General features: G+C 73.1%; 10 protein-coding genes. 3 read left to right on the top strand and 7 right to left on the bottom strand.

Annotation, left to right across the window (positions count from 1 at the left end; genetic code table 11):
- Window positions 1–24: 24 nt before the first annotated feature.
- Window positions 25–5,541 (bottom strand): pullulanase-type alpha-1,6-glucosidase, encoded by a 5,517-nt coding sequence (gene pulA, locus ACF9IK_RS25565; protein ID WP_395296435.1) that lies wholly within the window; start codon window positions 5,539–5,541, stop codon window positions 25–27.
- A 320-nt stretch (window positions 5,542–5,861) separates the two neighbouring features.
- Between pulA and ACF9IK_RS25560 the strand changes: the two genes are divergently transcribed.
- Window positions 5,862–6,824, top strand: a complete 963-nt coding sequence (locus tag ACF9IK_RS25560; RefSeq protein ID WP_395296434.1) for a phosphatase PAP2 family protein — start codon at window positions 5,862–5,864, stop codon at window positions 6,822–6,824.
- 108 nt (window positions 6,825–6,932) lie between these two features.
- Here ACF9IK_RS25560 and ACF9IK_RS25555 read toward each other — a convergent pair whose 3' ends face one another.
- Window positions 6,933–9,956 (bottom strand): bifunctional [glutamine synthetase] adenylyltransferase/[glutamine synthetase]-adenylyl-L-tyrosine phosphorylase, encoded by a 3,024-nt coding sequence (locus ACF9IK_RS25555; protein ID WP_395296433.1) that lies wholly within the window; start codon window positions 9,954–9,956, stop codon window positions 6,933–6,935.
- 241 nt (window positions 9,957–10,197) lie between these two features.
- On the opposite strand from ACF9IK_RS25555, the gene ACF9IK_RS25550 reads away from it, so the two are divergent.
- Window positions 10,198–10,986 carry a class E sortase gene (locus tag ACF9IK_RS25550; protein ID WP_395296432.1) on the top strand — a complete coding sequence of 263 codons (789 nt, stop codon included), beginning with the start codon at window positions 10,198–10,200 and terminating at the stop codon, window positions 10,984–10,986.
- Between the two features lie 161 nt (window positions 10,987–11,147).
- On the opposite strand, the gene ACF9IK_RS25545 is transcribed toward ACF9IK_RS25550, so the two are convergent.
- Window positions 11,148–12,329: a hypothetical protein gene (locus ACF9IK_RS25545; RefSeq protein ID WP_395296431.1), complete on the bottom strand. Its 1,182-nt coding sequence runs from the start codon at window positions 12,327–12,329 to the stop codon at window positions 11,148–11,150.
- 236 nt (window positions 12,330–12,565) lie between these two features.
- Window positions 12,566–13,927: a glutamine synthetase family protein gene (locus ACF9IK_RS25540; protein ID WP_395296430.1), complete on the bottom strand. Its 1,362-nt coding sequence runs from the start codon at window positions 13,925–13,927 to the stop codon at window positions 12,566–12,568.
- A gap of 152 nt (window positions 13,928–14,079) precedes the next feature.
- Between ACF9IK_RS25540 and ACF9IK_RS25535 the strand changes: the two genes are divergently transcribed.
- Complete coding sequence (locus tag ACF9IK_RS25535) at window positions 14,080–15,834, top strand: NAD+ synthase (protein WP_395296429.1); 1,755 nt, start codon at window positions 14,080–14,082, stop codon at window positions 15,832–15,834.
- 13 nt (window positions 15,835–15,847) lie between these two features.
- Here ACF9IK_RS25535 and ACF9IK_RS25530 read toward each other — a convergent pair whose 3' ends face one another.
- The 3 genes from ACF9IK_RS25530 to ACF9IK_RS25520 all read right to left on the bottom strand — a co-directional run bounded on the left by ACF9IK_RS25530 (window position 15,848) and on the right by ACF9IK_RS25520 (window position 19,687).
- Window positions 15,848–16,996, bottom strand: a complete 1,149-nt coding sequence (locus ACF9IK_RS25530) for an endonuclease/exonuclease/phosphatase family protein (protein ID WP_395296428.1) — start codon at window positions 16,994–16,996, stop codon at window positions 15,848–15,850.
- A gap of 213 nt (window positions 16,997–17,209) precedes the next feature.
- Window positions 17,210–17,839, bottom strand: coding sequence for a TetR/AcrR family transcriptional regulator (locus tag ACF9IK_RS25525; protein ID WP_395296427.1), 630 nt, complete (start codon window positions 17,837–17,839; stop codon window positions 17,210–17,212).
- Window positions 17,840–18,013: 174 nt separating this feature from the next.
- Entirely contained in the window at window positions 18,014–19,687 is a 1,674-nt protein-coding gene (locus ACF9IK_RS25520) for a DHA2 family efflux MFS transporter permease subunit (RefSeq protein ID WP_395296426.1), read from the bottom strand.
- Between the last annotated feature and the right edge of the window lie 346 nt (window positions 19,688–20,033).

The following is a 20,033-nucleotide window of genomic DNA, read 5'->3' as shown; positions in this document are numbered from 1 at the left end:
CGGGGCCCGGGTCCGGACGCTGCGTCAGCGCTGGACGAACACCGCCACGGTGCGGCCGGGCACCGTGAACGTGCCGCTGGACGGGTCGAATCCGGCCTGCTTGACCACCGGGTCGGCCCCGCCGGCCTGGACCGGGTGCAGCGCCTGCGCGGTGCCCTTCAGCCCGGCCACGGTCTGGCTCTGCGCGCCGGGCGTGGCGTTGAACACCACGGTGACGCCCTTCTCCGCGCCCGCCAGCCCGGTGCCGTCCAGGTGGAGAGTGATCACCCCGGGCGTCTCGCCGGCCGCGCCGGAGAGCGGGTAGGAGAGCCGCTGCTGCACCTCGGCCAGGGTGGGCAGCGAGAACAGCGGCGAGGACCGCTTGATCCGCAGGAAGTCCTGGTACTGGAGGCTCGTCGCCCGGATGTCGGCGGCACCGACCGTCAGCTTCGGGTTGGCCAGCAGCGACTTCGCGGCCGGCCACATCTCCCGGTTGTCGGCCGCCATCGGCACCCCGCGGCCCCAGCCGTTGCCGTCGACCTCCCCCGTCACAGGGTCCGGCCAGTGGATGGCGTTGAACCAGTCACCGGAGTCGTAGGCGTTGGCGTCCAGCGACTTGGAGCGCAGCAGGTCGCTGCCGGCCTGGGCGAAGCCGGTGCCCTGGCCGAGCGCCGTCAGCGAGAGCGCCAGGGCCTGCATCCGGGCCCGGTCGGCGGGCGCGGTGCCGGCCGGCAACTTGTAGGCCAGCGCGTCGAACAGGTCGGTGTTGTCGTGCGCGTCCACGTACTCGACCGCCTCGCCGGGCTTGGCCGCGTAGCCGGTCGGCGCACCGTTGTAGTCGACGCCGGCGCCGGTGACGGTCCGTCCGGAGCTGTCGGTGAAGGTGTAGCCGGCCAGGTTGCCGGTGAGCCCCACCTTGATCTGGTCCATCTGCTTGAGCAGCCGGGCCCGCTGCTCCTCGGGTCCGCCGTTGGCGGGGGAGCCGTTGGGGTCGGTGAACAGGCCCGAGGCGAAGCCCTGCTGCGGGGCGGAGGAGAGCATGAAGTTGCCGCCGCGCGCCGCGTCCCGGATCCGGTCGTCGAAGGTGGCGATGCCGGTGCCGGCCATGTTGAGCTGGGTGGCCTGCTCGAACCGGGCGTTGTTCGCGACGACGCCGAAGTTCCAGCCCTCGCCGTAGAGGAGGACGTTCTTCCCGTCCACTCCGTCCGAGTCCGGCGTCATCCGCCGCAGGGCGGCCTGAACGTCCAGCATGGTGGACTTCGGGTCCAGTCCCATCAGGTCGAAGCGGAAGCCGTCCACCTTGTACTCGCGCGCCCAGGTGGTCACCGAGTCGACCACCAGGCGGTTCATCATGGCGTGCTCGGGGGCGGTGTCGGAGCAGCAGCTGTCCGTCGTCACCTTGCCGTCGGCGTCCAGCCGCTGGTAGTAGCCGGGGACGACCTTGTCCAGCACCGAGTGCTCGGCCTGGCCGCTCGCGGCGGTGTGGTTGTAGACCACGTCGAGCACCACCCGCAGGCCGGCCGCGTGGATCGCCTGCACCATCCGCCGGAACTGCACCGTCCGGGCCGTGCCCGTCGGGTCGGTGGCGTACGAGCCCTCCGGCACGTTGTAGTGCAGCGGGTCGTAGCCCCAGTTGTAGGCGTCCTGGGCCGCGACGGCCGCCACGCACTCCTGCTGCTTCTCGCTGTCCGCCGCCAGCGCCTTGAGGTCGCAGGCCGGCAGCTTCTGCTCGGCCCGGTTCTCCCGGATGGTGGCGATGTCGAAGGTCGGCAGCAGGTGGATGGTGGTCACCCCGGCCCCGGCCAGCTCGCGCAGGTGCTTCATGCCGGCCGACTGCGACTCGGTGAAGGCCAGGTAGGTGCCGCGCTCGGCGGCCGGCACGGTGGCGTCCTCGACCGAGAAGTCGCGGACGTGCAGCTCCTGGATCTGCTCGCGGGCCGGCGGGACGGCCTTCGGGACGGCGTGGTCGTCCCAGCCCTGCGGCTTCAGCGCCGGGGCGGCGAGGTCGGCGACCAGGCTCCGCCGCGAGTCGGTGGAGAGCGCCACCGAGTACGGGTCGGTCACCGTGTTGACGACCGTGCGCTGCACCGACGGGGCCCAGACCTTCACCTGGTACAGGTAGTACTTGCCGTCCAGCTCGGCCTTGTCCCGGACGACCTCCCAGACGCCGGTCTCGTCGTCCAGCTTCATCGGCACGGTCTTCGGGGTGCCGCCTTCCGGCCCGTCGAAGAGCTGGACGGAGACCTCCTGCGCGGTCGGCGCCCAGACCGAGAGCGCCACCTTGCCGTTGTAGTAGGCCGGGCCGAAGTCCACCCGGCCGGTGCGGCGCGCGTACAGGTCGTCCAGGACGCCGGGGATCTGCACCCCGGTGGCGGCCAGCGCGGCCCCGCTCGGCAGGTGCTCGGTGAAGAGCAGCTGACTGCGGAGCGCCTGCGCGACGCGCCCGGTGTCGCGCTGGTCCACGGTGAAGGCCCGGTAGCCCGCCAGGTGCGGGAACTTCGCCTTCTGCGCATCGGTCAGCCCGCCCTGGACGGGGGTGAGCCGGATCCACTGCCCGGCCCTGCTCAGCACGCCCTTGTCGGCCGTGATGCCGCCCTCGGGGTCGTAGACGAGCTGGGCGCTGGTGCCGCCGGCCAGGGCGGCGTCGCCGGCGCCGTAGCCGGCCGGGACGACCACCGTACGGGCGTCGATCCACTGCGCCCTGGCCGAGCCGAGGTCCACCTGGGAGGAGGCCGCCGCGGTCTGCGGCAGCAGGTAGCCCTCCCGGCCGCCGAGGATCCAGACCTCGCGGCCGGTGGCGGCGAGGTCCAGCGACTGGTCGTTCGGCAGGTCCTTGTCGTTGCCCCGGTGCAGGATGTAGCTGAGGCTGGTCGCGCCGGGCGCGAGCGGCACCTCGAAGACGGCGCCGAAGGCGTCGCGGCGCACCGGCATCAGCGGGCTGCCCCAGTCGGTGGGCTGGGCGGCGCCGGTCCAGTCGTGCAGGCCCCAGCCGTCGTAGTCGCCGTCGGGGCGGTTGTAGTGGATGACGGCGGTGCCGGCGGGCGGGGTGTCGACCGGTCCGGGGGCGGCGGTCCGGACGGTCGGGTCGCCCTCCTTGAGCCAGATCTCGCCGGTCGCCCCGACGTCGATGTGGCGGTCGGCGTCCACGTCCTTGGCGCCGTCCTTCTCCACGATGAAGCCGACGTCCGAGGCGCCGGGCTTGAGCTTGACGTAGGCGAAGGCGCCGTAGGCGTCACGGCCGGTGAAGCCGTGCCCGGCCGGCCACTGGGTCCCCTCGCCGTCGGCGATGTCGCCCCAGGCGTAGAGGTTCCAGCCGTCGTAGTCGCCGTTGCGGCGCTGGTAGTGCACGACGGCGTAGGGGCGGGCGGCCGCGCTGGGCACCGGCTCGGGAGCGGGGGCGCCGGTGGTGAAGCTCGCGGTGGCCGAGCGCAGGTGGCCGTTGGAGTCCTGGACCACGGCCTTGTAGCGGACGACGGTGCCGGGCGCCACGGCGCCGAGGTCCTGGGTGACCCGGTACGTGCCGTTGTCGGCGGTGCCGAGGGTCTGCCACGGCCCGGTGCCGATCTGGGCGGCGAAGGTGACCCGGTTGAAGCCGCCCCCGTCGACGTCGGCGCCGACGGTGACGGTGCCGCTGCTGCCGTCGGCCGGCGGGCGGAGTACCAGCCCCGGCGCGGCCGCGACCGGGGCCAGCCTGCCGGCGGCCTTGAAGACCACCGAGGAGAGCGCGGGCACGGTCACGGTCACCCTGCGGTCCGCGCCACTGGTCAGCTGCTCGCCCGCGGCCGGGTAGATCCGGTCGAAGCCCTGCCCGGCGGCGAAGGTGTCCAGGGTGACGGTCTTCGCCTCGGTCGCGTTGTTCACCGCGACCAGGTACTCGACCTGCTGGCCGGCGTCGATCCGGGAGAAGGCGTACACGCCCGCGCCGTCGGCGGCGTACCGCTCGATCTGGGCGCCGTCGGCGAGCGCCGGGTGGTCGCGGCGGAGCTGGGCCAGCCCGGCGATGCCCCGGTAGAGCGCGCCGTCCTGCCCGTAGCGGTCGGCGGAGCCGGCGGAGCCGCCGAGCACCCGGTCGGTGTTGTACGAGGGGGTCTGCGACGCGAAGAGGTCCTGCCGGGCGTCCTTGTCGCCGCCCGCACCGGTGAAGCCCTGCTCGTCGCCGTAGTAGACGACGGGCTGGCCGCGGGTGAGGAACTGCAGCTCGGTGCCGAGCCGGTCCTTCCGCAGCAGGGTGGCGTCGTCGGCACCGGGGTTGTCGCTCAGCAGGAAGGAGCCGAAGCGGCCCATGTCGTGGTTGCCGAGGAAGGTCGGGAGCTCGTAGGCGTCGGTGTCGGCGGTGGTGTAGCGGTAGTCCTGGCCGTACACGTCGGCGAGGGCCTTCGCCGAGCCGCCCTGCGAGACGTAGGAGCGGGCGGCGTTCTGGAACGGGAAGTCCAGCGTCGCCTGCAGCCGGCCCTTGGTGACGTACGGCGAGGTGATCGCCGGGTCGCCGGAGTACACCTCGCCGAACATGAAGAACCGCTTGTTGCCCCGCTTGGCGGCGAAGTCCTTGAGCGCCGGAGCCCACTGCTGCCAGAAGGCCATGTTGACGTGCTTGACGGTGTCGATCCGGAAGCCGTCCACGCCGGCGTCCTTGACCCACTGCTGGTAGACCTTCTCGAAGCCCTGCACCACCCGCGGGTTCTGGGTGTCGAGGTCGTCCAGGCCGGAGAAGTCGCCCTCGGTGGCGGACTCGCCGGCGAAGGTCGAGTCGCCCCGGTTGTGGTACAGGGCGGGGTCGTTGAGCCAGGCCGGGGTCTTGGCGGTGGCGTCGGCCGGGTTGCGGAAGACCGGGCTGTACGGGAACGAGTCCTTGGTCAGCTTCGGCCAGGCGGCCCGCGCGTCGGCGAGCGCGGTCTCGTCCACCGGCCGGCCGTCGGCGTCCAGCACCGGGTAGGCGCCGGTGCTCCGGTAGCCGTACTGCTTCTGCTGGTAGTCGATGACGTCGGCGGTGTGGTTGGTGATGACGTCGAAGAAGACCTTGATCCCGCGCGCGTGCGCCTTGGCTATCAGCTCCTTGAGCTGCTCGTTGGTGCCGAAGTGCGGGTCGACCTGGGTGAAGTCGGTGATCCAGTAGCCGTGGTACCCGGCGGAGACGTCCGAGCCCGTGCCCTGGACCGGCTTGTTCTTGAAGATCGGGGCCATCCAGATAGCGGTGGTGCCGAGGTTCTGGATGTAGTCGAGCCGCTGGATCAGGCCGGCGAGGTCGCCGCCGTGGTAGAAGCCCTTGTCCGCGGGGTCGAGACCGTGCTCCAGCCGGCTGCCGGTGATGCCGCCGGTGTCGTTGCCCCGGTCACCGTTGGCGAAGCGGTCCGGCAGCACGAAGTAGAACTGCTCGCGGGTGAGGTCGTGCCGCCCGGCGGTGGCGGCCAGCGCGGCGTCCGAGGGGGGTGCCGGCGGGGCGGCGGCGAACGCGGCCGGGGCGGTGCCGAGGGTGGCGGCCGTCAGCGAGGCGGCGAGCAGCACCGCCGTCCGGCCGGGTCTGCGGGTGGTGCTCCGCCGGCGGCGGGGCGTGACATCGGCCACGGAGGGCTCCCTTGCGGGGGAAAGGGGTGATCGAGTTGCGAGGACGCTAGCGGGCTGCAATCTGTTTCAGCAAGATGCAGAAACGGTTTCGCGCAGGGAAAATACGCTCCTCGTACCGGTTCCCGACCCCCGATTGCGCCGGCCGATCCGCCCGGCGTGACAATGGGAGCTATGCCCGTCCCACCGGTTCGCACCAGACCCATCCGCACGCCCTACCCCGGTGGGAGAGACCCCCTAGCCCTCAAGGGGGACAACCGGTGAAGAATCCACTTCCGCAGGATGAGCAGACGGCTACGGGACGTCTGGCAGACTTCTCGTCCATGGGGGAACCGACCGACATCCAGCAGCCCGGCGCCGAACAGCCCGACGCGGCATCCGGCACTCCCGCGGCGGCCCCGGCCGAGCCCGGCCGGATGCCCGACGGAGCCACCCGGGTCGCCCAGTCCCGCTCGGCCGCCCTGCGCAGCCGTGTCCGCGACCAGCGCCGCTCGCCGGCCCGACCGCGGATCTGGTTCGAGCTGGCACTGATCGGTATCAGCTACTGGCTCTACTCCCTCGTCCGCAACGCGGTGCCCGAGCAGGAGGCGATAGCCCAGAAGCACGCCTCCTGGATCTGGGACTTCGAGCACAGCCTGGGCGTCGCGTTCGAGCGCTCGGTCAACCACGCGATGGACGGCGTCGGGTGGCTCATCACCGGGATGAACTACTACTACGCCACGCTGCACTTCGTCGTCACCATCGGTGTTCTCGTCTGGCTCTACCGACGCCACCCGGGCCGCTACGTCGGGGCTCGCACGGTGCTGTTCGTCACTACCGGCATCGCCCTGGTCGGCTTCTACTTCTTCCCGCTGGCCCCGCCCCGGCTGATGACCGACGGCGGCTTCATCGACACCGTGAAGACGCACGGCACGTGGGGCTCGATGGCCTCCGGCCCGGCCACACACGTCTCCAACCAGTTCGCGGCGATGCCCTCGATGCACATCGGCTGGTCGATGTGGTGCGGCCTGACCCTCTTCTTCCTGGCCCGCCGGACGTGGGTCCGGCTGCTCGGCCTGCTCTACCCGGCCGCCACCCTGGTGGTCATCGTCTCCACCGCGAACCACTTCTGGATGGACGCGGTCGGCGGCCTGGTCTGCCTCCTGGTCGGTTTCCTCACCGCCCGCTGGCTCTACCACTCCTCGGTCTACAAACTGCCCAGGGTGCCCGCCCGGGAGACGCCGGAGGAGCCGATCACCGTGCCGGAGCAGTGGAGCGAGCCCGCCGTGAGCACCGCCCGCCGCTGACCTCCGTACGGCAGCACCCGAATACGCTCGAAGAGGGCCCGGTGAGTGGTCACCGGGCCCTCTTCGCGTCCCCGCCCGCGCGGCGCCCCGGGCGGGCGCCGGCAGCCCTCAGCCGTAGAACAGCCGCTCCACCACCGCCCGGGCCCGCCGGGTGGCCCGCCGGTAGTCGTCCACCAGCTCGCCGCTGTGCCCGGCGCCGTAGCCGAGGTAGCGCGCGACCCCGGCCAGCTCGCGGGCGTCCGCGGGGAAGCTGTCCCCGGGCCGACCGCGCACCAGCATCACCGCGGACCGCACCCGTGAGGCCAGCACCCAGGCGGTGTCCAGCACCGCCGCGTCCTCCTCGTCCACCAGCCCGGCCTCGACGGCGGCCGCCAGCGCGGCCCTGGTCCGGGTGGTGCGCAGGGCCGGCAGCTCGTGCCCGTGCTGGAGCTGGAGCAGCTGGACGGTCCACTCGACGTCCGCCAGCCCGCCCCGACCGATCTTGGTGTGGGTGGTCGGGTCGGCTCCCCGCGGCAGCCGCTCGGCCTCGATCCGGGCCTTGATCCGGCGGATCTCCAGCAGGTCCCGCTCCGGCACCCCGACACCCGGGTACCGCAGCGGGTCGATCAGCTGCCGGAACCGCGCCCCCAGGTCCTCGTCGCCGGCCACCGGCTCGGCCCGCAGCAGCGCCTGGCTCTCCCAGGCGTGCGACCAGCGCCGGTAGTACGCGGTGTACGAGGCGAGGGTGCGCACCAGCGGACCGTTGCGGCCCTCCGGCCGCAGATCGGCGTCGACCAGCAGCGGCGGCTCGGTGGACGGCGCGGCCAGCAGCGTGCGCAGCTCGTGGCAGACCGCCTGGGCGGCCCGGGCGGCGTCCTGCTCCAGCGAGCCGAGCAGCGGCTCGTGGACGAAGAGCACGTCCGCGTCCGAGCCGTAGCCGAGCTCGCGGCCTCCGAACCGGCCCATCGCGATCACCGCGATCCGGGTCGGCAGACCGCCGTGCTCGGCCTCCCAGCCGGCGATGCAGGCCCGCAGCGCGCCCTGCAGCGTGGCGGCGTTCAGCGCGGTGAGCGCCTCCCCCGCGGCCTCCAGGGCCTCGGCGGGGTCGTCGCCCAGCCGGCCGAGCACATCGGCGGCCGCGGTGCGGAAGAGCTCGCGCCGGCGCACCGAGCGGGCGGCGGCGACCCCCGCGCCGGCGGAGTCGGCCCGGCCGACGGCGGCCAGTATCTCCTGCTCCAGCACGGCCCGGCCGCGCGGCACCAGCCCCTGCGGGTCACCCAGCATGGCCACCGCCTCGGGCGCCCGCAGCAGCAGGTCGGGGGCGAGCCGGCCGGCCGAGAGCACCCGGGCCAGCTGCTCGGCGGCGGCGCTCTCGTCCCGCAGCAGCCGCAGGTACCAGGGGGTGCGGCCGAGCGCGTCGGACACCTGGCGGAAGTTCAGCAGCCCGGCGTCCGGGTCGGCCGAGTCCGCGAACCAGCCGAGCAGCACCGGCAGCAGTGTCCGCTGGATGGCCGCCTTGCGGCTGACACCGGAGGCGAGCGCGGTGAGGTGGCGCAGTGCTGCGGCCGGGTCGGCGTAGCCGAGCGCCTCCAGGCGGGCACGCGCGGCGTCCGGGGTCAGGCCGGCCGCGCCGGGCGGCAGCTCGGCGACGGCGTCCAGCAGCGGCCGGTAGAACAGCTTCTCGTGCAGCCGGCGGACCTCGACGGCGTGCCGCTTCCACTCCCGCTGCAGCGCGGCCACCGGGTCGGCCCGGGTGTCGTCGTTGATCAGCGGGGCGAGCGAGCGGGCCAGCCTGCGCTGGTCATCCTCGCCGGTGGGCATCAGGTGGGTGCGGCGCAGCCGGTGCAGCTGGATCCGGTGCTCCATCGATCGCAGGAAGCGGTAGGCGGCGTCCAGCGAGGCGGCGTCGGCCCGGCCGACGTACCCGCCCCGGGAGAGTGCGGCCAGCGCCTCCAGGGTGTTGCCGCTGCGCAGCGCCGGGTCGGTCCGCCCGTGCACCAGCTGGAGCAGTTGGACGGAGAACTCGACGTCGCGCAACCCGCCCGGGCCGAGCTTGAGCTGGCGGTCCAGCTCGGTGGCCGGGATGGAGTCGATCACCCGGCGGCGCATCTGCTGCACGTCGGTGACGAAGTTCTCCCGGGCCGCGGCCTGCCAGACCATCGGCTCCAGCGCGGCGAGGTAGGCGGCGCCCAGCTCGGCGTCGCCGGCCACCGGCCGGGCCTTGAGCAGCGCCTGGAACTCCCAGGTCTTGGCCCAGCGCTGGTAGTACGCGGTGTGGCTGGCGAGGGTGCGCACCAGCGGGCCGTTGCGGCCCTCGGGGCGCAGGTTGGCGTCGACCGGCCAGATGGTGCCCTCGCCGGTGGTGTCGGCGCAGAGCCGGGTGAGCGCGGCGGCGAGCCGGGTGGCGGCCCTGAGCGCCTCGTGCTCGTCGGCGCCCTCCTGCGGCTCGGCGACGAAGATGACGTCGACGTCGGAGACGTAGTTGAGCTCGCGGCCGCCGCACTTGCCCATGCCGACGACGGCCAGCCGGCAGGCCCGGGCGGCGTCCGGGTCCTGCTCGGCGGCGAGGTCCAGTGCGGTCTGCAGGGTGGCGCCGGCCAGGTCGGCGAGCTCGGCGGCGGTCTGCGCCAGGTCGGTGGTACCGGTGAGGTCGCGGGCGGCGATGGCCAGCAGGCAGCGGCGGTAGGCGACCCGCAGGGCGTCCGCCGGACTGCCCGTGCCGTCCGCCCGGACGGCCTGTTGCAGGGCGCGCAGGAAGTCGTCCGGGCCGGGGTGCATGTCGCGCAGCTCGAAGGTGACCAGGGCGTGCCAGTCGTGCGGGTGCCGGGCCAGGTGGTCGGCGAGCGCGGTGGACGCACCGAGCACGCCGAGCAGCCGGTCGCGCAGCGGCTTGGAGGTGGTCAGGGTGTCGCGAAGGGTGTGCCGGTCGGCCTCGTCGGCGGCCTCCAGCAGGCGGGCCAGGCCGAGCAGGGCGAGGTCCGGGTCGGCGGTGGCGCCGAGCGCGTCCAGCAGCACCGGGTCGTCCGCCAGGCCCTCCAGCCCCGGGCCGGCGAGCAGCCGGACGGCCTGCGCCGGGTCGGTGAACCCGCGCCGGACCAGTCTGATCTCCGGTCGGCTCACCCGGCTCCCGGCCCGCTGCTCCTCCACCGCCATGGCCCCTCCATCCCTCGGTTCAGCAGATTACGCGCCCCCGCCGCGCCGCGCCGGGCATGACCGCGGACCGGACCCCGCCCGGCCGCCGGTCTGGCGTGTCGGCTTGCCCGCCCGTCCGGGGACGCGGTGAAGTACGCCCATGACCGGCCCGGACAGCTCGGGCGGGGGCCTACCCGCCGCTCCGCGGACCGCGCCCATCGCGGTCCGACGCCCTCTCCCCACCCTCAGCGAAGGACAGCCCATGGCGACCGCGCACCCGTCCGCGGCGCGAGCCCGGAACCGGCGCCCGCTCCGGGCCGCGGCCGGCGCGCTCGGCGACCTGCTGTTCACCGCGGGCGTGCTGCTCGCCCTGCTGGTCGTCCACGCGCTGTGGTGGACGAACCTCACGGCCTCACGGCAGGCGGATCTCGCCGCCGAGCACCTGCGCCAGCGCTGGTCGGCGGCGGCCCCGGCGGCCCCACCGACGGCGGCGGCTCCGGCGGCACCACCGACGGCGGCAGCACCGACCGGAAGCACGGACGCCGCCGTCCCGGCCCCGTTCGGGGAGGACGACGGCATCGGGTTCCTGCACGTGCCCGCGATGGGCGCCGGATACCAGGTGCTGATCAAGACCGGCACCGACGAGGCCACCCTCGCGGAGGGCGTCGCCGGTGCCTACACGGAGCCGTACGCCTCCGCCATGCCATGGGAGCCACGGGGGAACTTCGCCCTGGCCGCCCACCGGGACGGCCACGGCGCGAAGTTCCACGACCTGGACGTACTGAAGCCGGGCGACCCGCTGGTCGTGGAGACCCGCGACCGCTGGTACGTGTACCGCGTCGACGCCACGCTGCCGAGGACCTCCAAGGACGACACAGGCGTCATCGCCCCGGTGCCCACCGGCTCCCCCTACACCGGGCCCGGCCGCTACATCACCCTGACGACCTGCACGCCGGTCTACACCTCGCTCTACCGAATGGCCGTCTGGGGCAGCCTGGTCCGGGAGGAGCCGGTGGACGCCGCCCGTACGCCGCCTCCCGAACTGCGGTAGCGGAGCCCCTCGCAGGGGTGGTCGGTTGAGGCCGGCCGACGGACGGGCGAACGGTGCGCCCCTGCCCGCAGAGCCGTCCCGGCCGTTGGACGGCCGGGACGGCTCCCCTGCGGACGACCGCGCCGTGCGCCGTTACCCGGCGCCCCGGGGGACGGGTGCGGTCATGCACGCCGCCGGCCGAGCCGCATCGCCGCCACGCCCGCCGCGAGCAGTGCGGCCGAGAGGCCGATCATGACCGACATCCCCTGGGAACCCGTCTCGGCGAGCTCGCCGTGGTGGTGCCCGGACTCGTGCTCCGCGTCCTTGCCGTGCGGCTTGGCGTGGTGCTCCTGATTCGAGGCGTGGTGCACGGGCTTCCCGCCGTGCTCACCGCCGCCCTGGTGAACCGCCTTGCCCGGCTTCCCCCCCTGCGCGACGAGGTTCGTCTTGTTCACGTTGTGCGAGGCCTGCTGGTTCTTCTGGTTCTGGTGGTTGGACAGCTTGTTGTCCTGCGAGGCCGACTGGTGCGCCGTGTTCTTCGCGCTGTTGTGCGCGGAGTTGTTCGAGCTGCTGGCGGCGCTGTTGTTCGCGCTGTTGTCGAGCTTGTTGATGACGTCGTTCTTCACGACCACGGTCACGTGGACGTGCTGCTCCTGGCCCTGGTTCTGCTTGCCGCTCTGGCTCTGGCCCTGATCCTGACCCTGGCCCTGGTCCTGACCCTGGTTCTGCTCGTTGCTCTGTCCCTGGCCCTGGTTCTGGCCCTGGTCACCGTGGCCCTCGTGACCCCCGTGGCCCTCGTGGCCGCCGTGGTCACCGGACTGGCAGTCGCAGTCGGACGGCTCGTGACCGTCGTCGTCTCCCTGCCCGTCCTCGACACAGGGCTCGGCGTGCTCGGCGTGCTCGGCCTGCTCGGCCTGCTCACCGCCACCGGTCGTCCGGCTCTCGGGGGTCGCGAGCTCCGGCGACGACGAAACCGCCGGCCGGGTGCGCACGACGCCGTCCTCGCCCAGCTGGGCCGGGGCGTCCTGCTCGGCGGAGTCGCCCTCGGCCGACTCCGGGGACTCCCCCGCCGGGCCGTCGGCCCAGGCGTCGTCGGTCTCGGTGTCGGCCCGGTGGGCCGGACGGACCACCGGCGAGGAGTGGATGGTGCTGCGACCGTTGAAGGTCCAGGTGCTGACGGCGGAGTCGGTGTCCTCCTCGGCCAGGCGCAGGAGGCTGTCGACCCATTCGCCCTGGGCCTCCACGGATTCCGAGGCTGCGCCGTGGTCGACGAGGGGGGAGGCGTAGGCCGTGCCGTCCGCGCCCCACACGAGGGCGGCCGAGGCCAGTCCGGACAGGACCAGGGTGGTGATTCGAGTACGCATGACGCTCCAGGATGATCCGCAAAACGGATCTTCTGAATACGCCTCTCCGTCACCCGTTCACGGTTCGCACCGCTGGGGTGTAACCGCATCGGCCTAACGAATTAGCGTGCGCGGGGGACGCCCGCCCCGGCACGCCCGCCCCGCCCTGCACGGCCGCCGACGCGGGCCCCGGAGCCCGCGACAGCACCGTGGGCCCGCTCCGAACAGAGCGGGCCCACTTTGCCGTTGACTGATCGTCAGAGCACCTGGAGGTTCTTCCGGAGCTCGAAGGGGGTGACCTCGGAGCGGTACTCCTCCCACTCCTGGCGCTTGTTGCGCAGGAAGAAGTCGAACACGTGCTCGCCGAGCGTCTCGGCGACCAGCTCGCTGCGCTGCATCAGGTCGATCGCCTCGCCGAGGTTCTGCGGCATCGGCTGGATGCCGAGGGCCCGGCGCTCGGAGTCGGTCAGCGCCCAGACGTCGTCGTCGGCGCCGGGCGGGAGCTCGTAGCCCTCCTCGATGCCCTTGAGGCCCGCCGCCAGGGTGACGGCGTAGGCCAGGTAGGGGTTGCAGCCGGTGTCGAGCGAGCGGACCTCGATCCGGGTGGAGCCCTGCTTGCCGGGCTTGTACATCGGGACGCGGATCAGCGCGGAGCGGTTGTTGTGGCCCCAGCAGATGTACGACGGGGCCTCGCCGCCCGCGCCGGCGGTGCGCTGGGAGCCGCCCCAGATCCGCTTGTACGAGTTGACCCACTGGTTGGTGACCGCGGCGGTCTCGGCGGCGTGCCGCAGCAGGCCGGCGATGAAGGAGCGGCCGACCTTGGAGAGCTGGTACTCGGCACCGGACTCGTGGAAGGCGTTGCGGTCGCCCTCGAAGAGCGAGAGGTGGGTGTGCATGCCGGAGCCGGGGTGGTCCGAGAACGGCTTCGGCATGAAGCTGGCGTGCACACCCTGCTCCAGCGCGACCTCCTTCATGACCAGGCGGAAGGTCATGATGTTGTCGGCGGTGGAGAGCGCGTCGGCGTAGCGCAGGTCGATCTCCTGCTGCCCGGGGGCGCCCTCGTGGTGGGAGAACTCCACCGAGATGCCCATCGACTCCAGCATGGTGATCGCCTGGCGGCGGAAGTCGTGGCCCACGCCGCGCGGCGTGTGGTCGAAGTAGCCGGACTGGTCGGCGGGGATCGGCGGGGTGCCGTCGCCGGGCAGGTTCTTCAACAGGAAGAACTCGATCTCGGGGTGCGTGTAGAAGGTGAAGCCCTGCTCCGAGGCCTTCTCCAGGGTGCGCTTGAGCACGAACCGCGGATCGGCGAAGGACGGCGAGCCGTCCGGCATCAGGATGTCGCAGAACATCCGGGCCGTGCCCGGCGTCTCCGAGCGCCACGGCAGGATCTGGAAGGTGGTCGGGTCCGGCTTGGCGATCATGTCGGACTCGTAGACCCGGGCGAAGCCCTCGATCGCCGAGCCGTCGAAGCCGATGCCCTCCTCGAAGGCCTGCTCCAGCTCCGCCGGGGCCACCGCTACGGACTTCAGGAACCCGAGCACGTCGGTGAACCACAGCCGGACGAAACGAATGTCACGCTCTTCGAGCGTCCGGAGCACGAACTCCTGCTGCTTGCCCATGGGGACAGTCTCACCTCTGCTCTTTACGTTCGTGTTACGCCCGGAAACCACCTGGGAGCGCCTGTTCCCCATCATGGCGGATCACCGCCCCGCGGGGCAGTGGTGACCCCCGCCCGGGACATTGCGTCAGATAGACGATTACACTCGGGGCCATGCCCAATCTCCGTCTCGCCCTGAGCCAGACCGACCCCTGGGTCGGCGACATCGCACGCAACAGCGATGAGGTGGTGCGCTGGACCAAGCGGGCCGCCGAGGCCGGCGCCCAGCTGGTCGCCTTCCCCGAGATGGCCCTCACCGGGTACCCGGTCGAGGACCTCGCCCTGCGCCGTTCGTTCGTCGAGGCGTCCCGGTCCGCGCTGGTCGAGCTCGCCGCCCGGCTGGCCGCGGAGGGACTGGGCGAGCTGCCGGTGGTGGTCGGCTACCTCGGCCGCTCCGACCAGGCCTCGCCGCGGTTCGGCCGCCCGGCCGGATCGCCGCAGAACTGCGCCGCCGTGCTCCACCGCGGCGAGGTGGTCACCCGGTTCGCCAAGCACCACCTGCCCAACTACGGCGTCTTCGACGAGTACCGCTGGTTCGTCCCCGGCGACCAGCTGCCGGTGCTGCGGCTGCACGGCGTGGACGTCGCCCTCGCGATCTGCGAGGACATCTGGCAGGACGGCGGCCGGGTCACCGCCGCCCGTGAGGCCGAGGCCGGCCTGCTGCTGGTGATCAACGGCTCCCCGTACGAACGGAACAAGGACGACGTCCGGCTGGAGCTGGTCCGCCGCCGCGCCGCCGAGGCGGGCTGCCCGCTGGCGTACGTCAACATGGTCGGCGCCCAGGACGAGCTGGTCTTCGACGGCGACTCGATCGTCGTCGCCCCGGACGGCGAGGTGCTGGGCCGCTCCCCCCAGTTCGAGGAGCACCTGCTCCTCCTCGACCTGGACCTGCCGGCCGCCAGCAGCGACCACACCGACGGGCTGCTGCTCAGCGACGGCCTGCACCTGGTCCGCACCGATCTGGACGGCGAGGTGCGGCCGACCCCGGTCGAGCCGCTGCGCGCCGAGGTGGCCCCGCGGGTCTCCGACGAGGCCGAGATCTGGGCCGCGCTGGTCTCCGGCACCCAGGCGTACGTACGCAAGAACGGCTTCCGCTCGGTGCTGATCGGCCTCTCAGGCGGCATCGACTCGGCCCTGGTGGCGGCCATCGCGGTCGACGCGATCGGCGCGGAGAACGTCCACTGCGTCTCGATGCCGAGCCGGTACTCCTCGCAGCACTCCCGGGACGACGCCGCCGAGCTGGCCCGCCGCACCGGGCTGCACTTCCGGACGGTGCCCATCGCCCCGATGTTCGACGCCTACATGGCGGCCACCGAGCTGACCGGCCTGGCGGAGGAGAACCTGCAGTCCCGGCTGCGCGGCACGCTGCTGATGGCGATCTCCAACCAGGAGGGGCACATCGTGCTCGCGCCCGGCAACAAGAGCGAGCTGGCGGTCGGCTACTCCACGCTGTACGGCGACTCGGTCGGCGCCTTCGGCCCGATCAAGGACGTCTACAAGTCGCTGATCTTCCGGCTGGCCAACTGGCGGAACGAGGAGGCCGAGCGGCGCGGCGAGGTGCCCCCGATCCCGGAGAACACCATCACCAAGCCGCCGTCCGCCGAGCTGCGGCCGGACCAGAAGGACACCGACTCGCTGCCGGACTACGACCTGCTGGACACCGTGCTCGACCTCTACGTCGAGGGCGACCAGGGGCGGGACGCGATCGTCGCCGCGGGCTTCGACCCGGCGGTGGTGGACCGCGTCGTCCGGCTGGTCGACACCGCCGAGTACAAGCGGCGGCAGTACCCGCCGGGCCCGAAGATCTCGGTCAAGGGCTTCGGCCGGGACCGCCGCCTCCCGATCACCAACCGGTGGCGCCGGGGCTGAGCCCGCGGCCGGGTCAGTACCGGTAGGTGGCGGCCACCGCGAGGTGGTCGCTGCCGTCCCGGCCCAGGGTGCGGGAGTCGGCGGGCTTCAGGCCGCCCTTGCTCATGATCTGGTCGATCCGGGCCATCGGGAAGGACGCCGGCCAGCTGAAGCCGAAGCCGTCGCCGGCCGCGCCCTGGGCCGAGCGCATCTGCGAGGTGATCGGCGCCAGGCTGCGGTCGTTCATGGTGCCGTTGAGGTCGCCGAGCAGCAGGACCTTCTTCAGCTGCTCGGCCTCGATCGCGTCGCCGAGCGCCTGGGCACTGGCGTCGCGCTGGCTGACGGTGAATCCGCCCTCGGCCTTCAGCCGGACCGACGGCAGGTGCGCCACGTACACCGCCACCGGGCCCTGCGGGGTGGCGACCTGGGCACGGAACGCCCTGGTCCAGCCCATCTTGATGTCCACCACCGAGACCCCGCTGATCGGGTACTTGGACCAGAGGCCGACGGTGCCATCGACCGCGTGGTACGGGTAGGCGTCGGCCAGCCCGGTCTCGTAGCCGCGCAGCGCCTTTCCGGCCAGCTCCTGCAGGGCGACGATCTGCGCGCCGGAGTCCTTGAGGAGCTTCACCGTGCCCTGGGTGTCGGTGTTGGCCGCGGCCACGTTGTGGCTGACCACCGTGAAGTCGCCGGTGCCGCCGCTCTTGTCGCTGAGCAGGCCGCCGAACATGTTGAGCCAGATCAGGGTCGGCAGCAGCAGGGCGATCAGCGCGGTCGCCGAGCGGCGCAGCAGCGCGGGTACCAGCAGCACCGGGACGGCCAGGCCGAGCCAGGGCAGGAAGGTCTCCAGCAGGCTGCCGAGGTTGCCCACGGTGTTGGGCACGTCGGCGTGCAGGCCCAGCAGGGCCGCGGTGAGCAGGGCGAGGGCGGCGACCGCCAGGCCGCGCCGCCAGATGGTGCCGCCCCGGCCGTCCCGGCCCCAGTGCCGCAGGCCCAGGAACCCGCCGCGGCCGCCGCCCGGGGTGTCGGCGCCCGGGCCGTCGGGGCGGGGACCCTCGGGGCGGGAGCCGGAGCCGCCGTCGGCGCCCGGGCCGTCAGGACGGGAGCCGGAGCCGCCGTCGGCCGGGCCGCTGCCCCCCGCCTCCGGTACCGCCGTCCGGTCCGCCCTGTCCGCCTGCGCCATGCCGTGGCTCCCGTCGTTCGTGCCGTCTGCCGATCCGGCGCGCAGCGCCGCCGGTGGGGCGGGCGAGGCGCCGGACCGGTGCCGGTTCGATCGGATCCCCGGCTCAGCCTATGCCGGGACAGACGCCGGTCCGGTGGAGCGGGTTCCGGCGCGGCCCGCTTTGGTGAGCCACACCACGGCGGTGCGCCGGGGCGCACGGCGCGAGGCGGCGGCTCAGCCCCGGGCGGCCGGGCCGCCGAGGCCCTGGAGCAGGGCGTCGACCATCTTGACGGCCAGCGCCGGGTCCTCCAGGTCGGAGTCGTCCCAGAGGACGCTGCGGGCAAGGATCGGGCCGACCAGCAGGTCGCCGACGAGGTCCTCGTCGAGGTCGGAGCGGAGCTCGCCCTCCTCGATGCCGCGGCGGACCAGCTCACGGGCGGCCTGCCGGCGCGGCTTGATCACCCGCTCCCGGTAGGCGGCGTGCAGCTCGGGCGAGCTGTGCATCTGGCCGAGCGCGGCCTTGAGCACCCAGCGGGAGCGCTTGGCCAGGCCGCGCAGCCGCATGTACTCGATCATGGCGACCAGGTCTCCGCGGACCGATCCGGTGGTGGAGGGGAGCGGCTCCTCCATGCGGCTGACCATGTCCACCAGCAGCGCCTCCTTGTTGGGCCAGCGCCGGTAGATGGTGGCCTTGCCGACGCCCGCCGCGGCGGCGATGCCCTCGATGGTCAGCTCGGGCAGGCTGGTGCCGCCGGCCATCAGCTCCTCGACCGCGGCGAAGATGGCCTGCTCGGCGGCCTCGCTGCGGGGGCGTCCCCGGCGCGGGGCGGCACAGTCCGACGCGGTCGTGGTGTCGGTGGTCATCGCCGCTCCCGTCTGCCCGGCCGCTCGTGTGCACACGGCGCCGTCTCCCACTCCCGTAACCTCCCGATTGTCGTCCGCGGCCCCGGATCCGGGAAGTCCCGGTACGGCCGCGGCCCTGCCCGCACGGACGGATCCGGACGGGCAGGGCCCATTGTCGCTCAGTGCGGCCGCTGGTCAGGCGCGCGCCGGGGCCGTCGGGCGGGACGTCCCGGCGGGGTCGGCCGTCTGCTCGGGGCCGGCCTGGGCCTGGCCGGCCTGCGCCGCGCCGGGCGCACCGCCGTGGCCGCCCGCACCGCCCTGGCCGGCGGCCGGCACCCGGCCGGGGAGCAGGAACCAGGCCAGCAGCGCGCCGACCATCGTGATGCCGGCGGAGAGCCCGGCCACCACGTGCATCGCGCTGACGAAGGAGTCGTTGGCCGGTCCGACCAGCCCGGCGCCCTGCGGGCCGAGCCGCCCGGCGACGGCCAGGGTGGCCTCCAGGGACTCGCCCGCCTTCTCCCGCAGCGCCTCGGTCGGCAGCGCGTCCAGCTTGTCGGCGATGCCGTCACGGTAGACGGTGGAGAGCACCGCGCCGAGCACGGCGACCCCGAGCGAGCCGCCGACCTGGCGGAAGGTGTTGTTGATGGCCGAGCCGGCGCCGGCCTTCTCGCGCGGCAGCGAGCCCATGATGGCGACCGTGACCGGCGGCATGACGTGCGCCATGCCGGAGCCCATCAGCAGGCCGAGCACCACCAGCACCCAGATCGGGGTGTCGGTGTCCAGCAGCAGGTAGCCGAGGAAGCCGACCGCGATCAGCGCCATGCCGCCGGCGCAGGTGGCCCGGACGCCGAAGCGGTCCACCACCAGCCGGGCCCGCGGGGCGAACAGCAGCTGGGCGACGGCCAGCGGCAGCATCAGCACACCGGCCTGGAGGGCGCTGTAGCCGCGGACGCTCTGGGTGTAGAAGACGCCGAAGAACGAGACGCCCATCAGAGCGAAGAAGACCACGCCGACGACGGCCACCGAGGCGCTGAAGACCCGGTTGCGGAACCAGGTGACGTCCAGCGCCGGGTGAGCGGTGCGGCGCTCGAACCAGACGAAGGCGGCCAGCGCCGCGGCGCCGACCAGCATCGGCACCCAGGCCTCGGGGGAGGTGAAGTCGGCGAGCTCGCCGCCCTTGATGATGCCGAAGATCAGTGCGACCAGGCCGATGATCGAGAGCAGTACGCCGACCGGGTCGAGCCGTCCCGGGTTCGGGTCCTTCGACTCGGGCACCAGCAGCACCATCGCGATCAGGGCGACGATCACGATCGGGACGTTGATCAGGAAGACCGAGCCCCACCAGAAGTGCTCGATCAGCACGCCGCCGGTGATCGGGCCGATGGCGATGGCCAGACCGACCGCGCCGGCCCAGATGCCGATCGCCTTGGGCTGCTCGGCGCGCTCGAAGACGTTCATGATGATGGCCAGCGTGGCCGGCATCGCCAGCGCGCCGCCGACGCCCATCAGCGCGCGGTAGCCGATGAGTTCACCCGGCGAGGCGGCCAGCGAGGAGAGCAGCGAGGCGATCCCGAACACCGCCATGCCGGCCAGCAGGGCGCGCTTGCGGCCGAACCGGTCGCCGAGCAGGCCGGCCGTGAACAGCAGGCCGGCGAAGACCAGGGTGTAGGAGTTGATCGCCCATTCCAGGTCGCTCTGGCTGGCGCCGATGCCGGTGGGCGCCGGGGAGGCGATGGTCTTCATCGCGACGTTGAGGATCGAGTTGTCCAGGACGACGACGAGCAGGGCGAGCACCAGCGTGCCCAGGATCGCCCAGCGGCGGCGGTGGATGGCTTCCGGTACCCGTGGTGGCGCGGCTGCGGTGGTCATGGCGGTCTCCCCGTCCGTGGTGGCGTGACACTGGCGGGCATTTCCGAGCCGATGGCGTCTCGTAACCCCCGAAGGGAGCGTAGCGCCATTTTCGATACGAGACGAATCCGTTTCGTAAAACGTGGGCAAAGAACGGGCCGCCCCCCGGCGGATGCGCGGCCCGGCCCGCGGGCCGGCCCGCGGACCGGCCCGACGCCCGGCCCGACGCCCGGCGAACCGCCCGGCGTGCCGAAGATCCCACCGGCGCGGCGGCACCCCTCTTTGCGCCCGCGCCGGGGCGTGCAAGCATGGAGGTGATCCGGGGACGCCACACGGCGCCACGAGACGACAACCCTTCAGGAGCCTG

It is taken from the genome of Kitasatospora hibisci, from assembly GCF_043950205.1.
Classification (GTDB): domain Bacteria; phylum Actinomycetota; class Actinomycetes; order Streptomycetales; family Streptomycetaceae; genus Kitasatospora; species Kitasatospora hibisci.
This window is presented reverse-complemented; position numbering and strand designations above follow the sequence as displayed.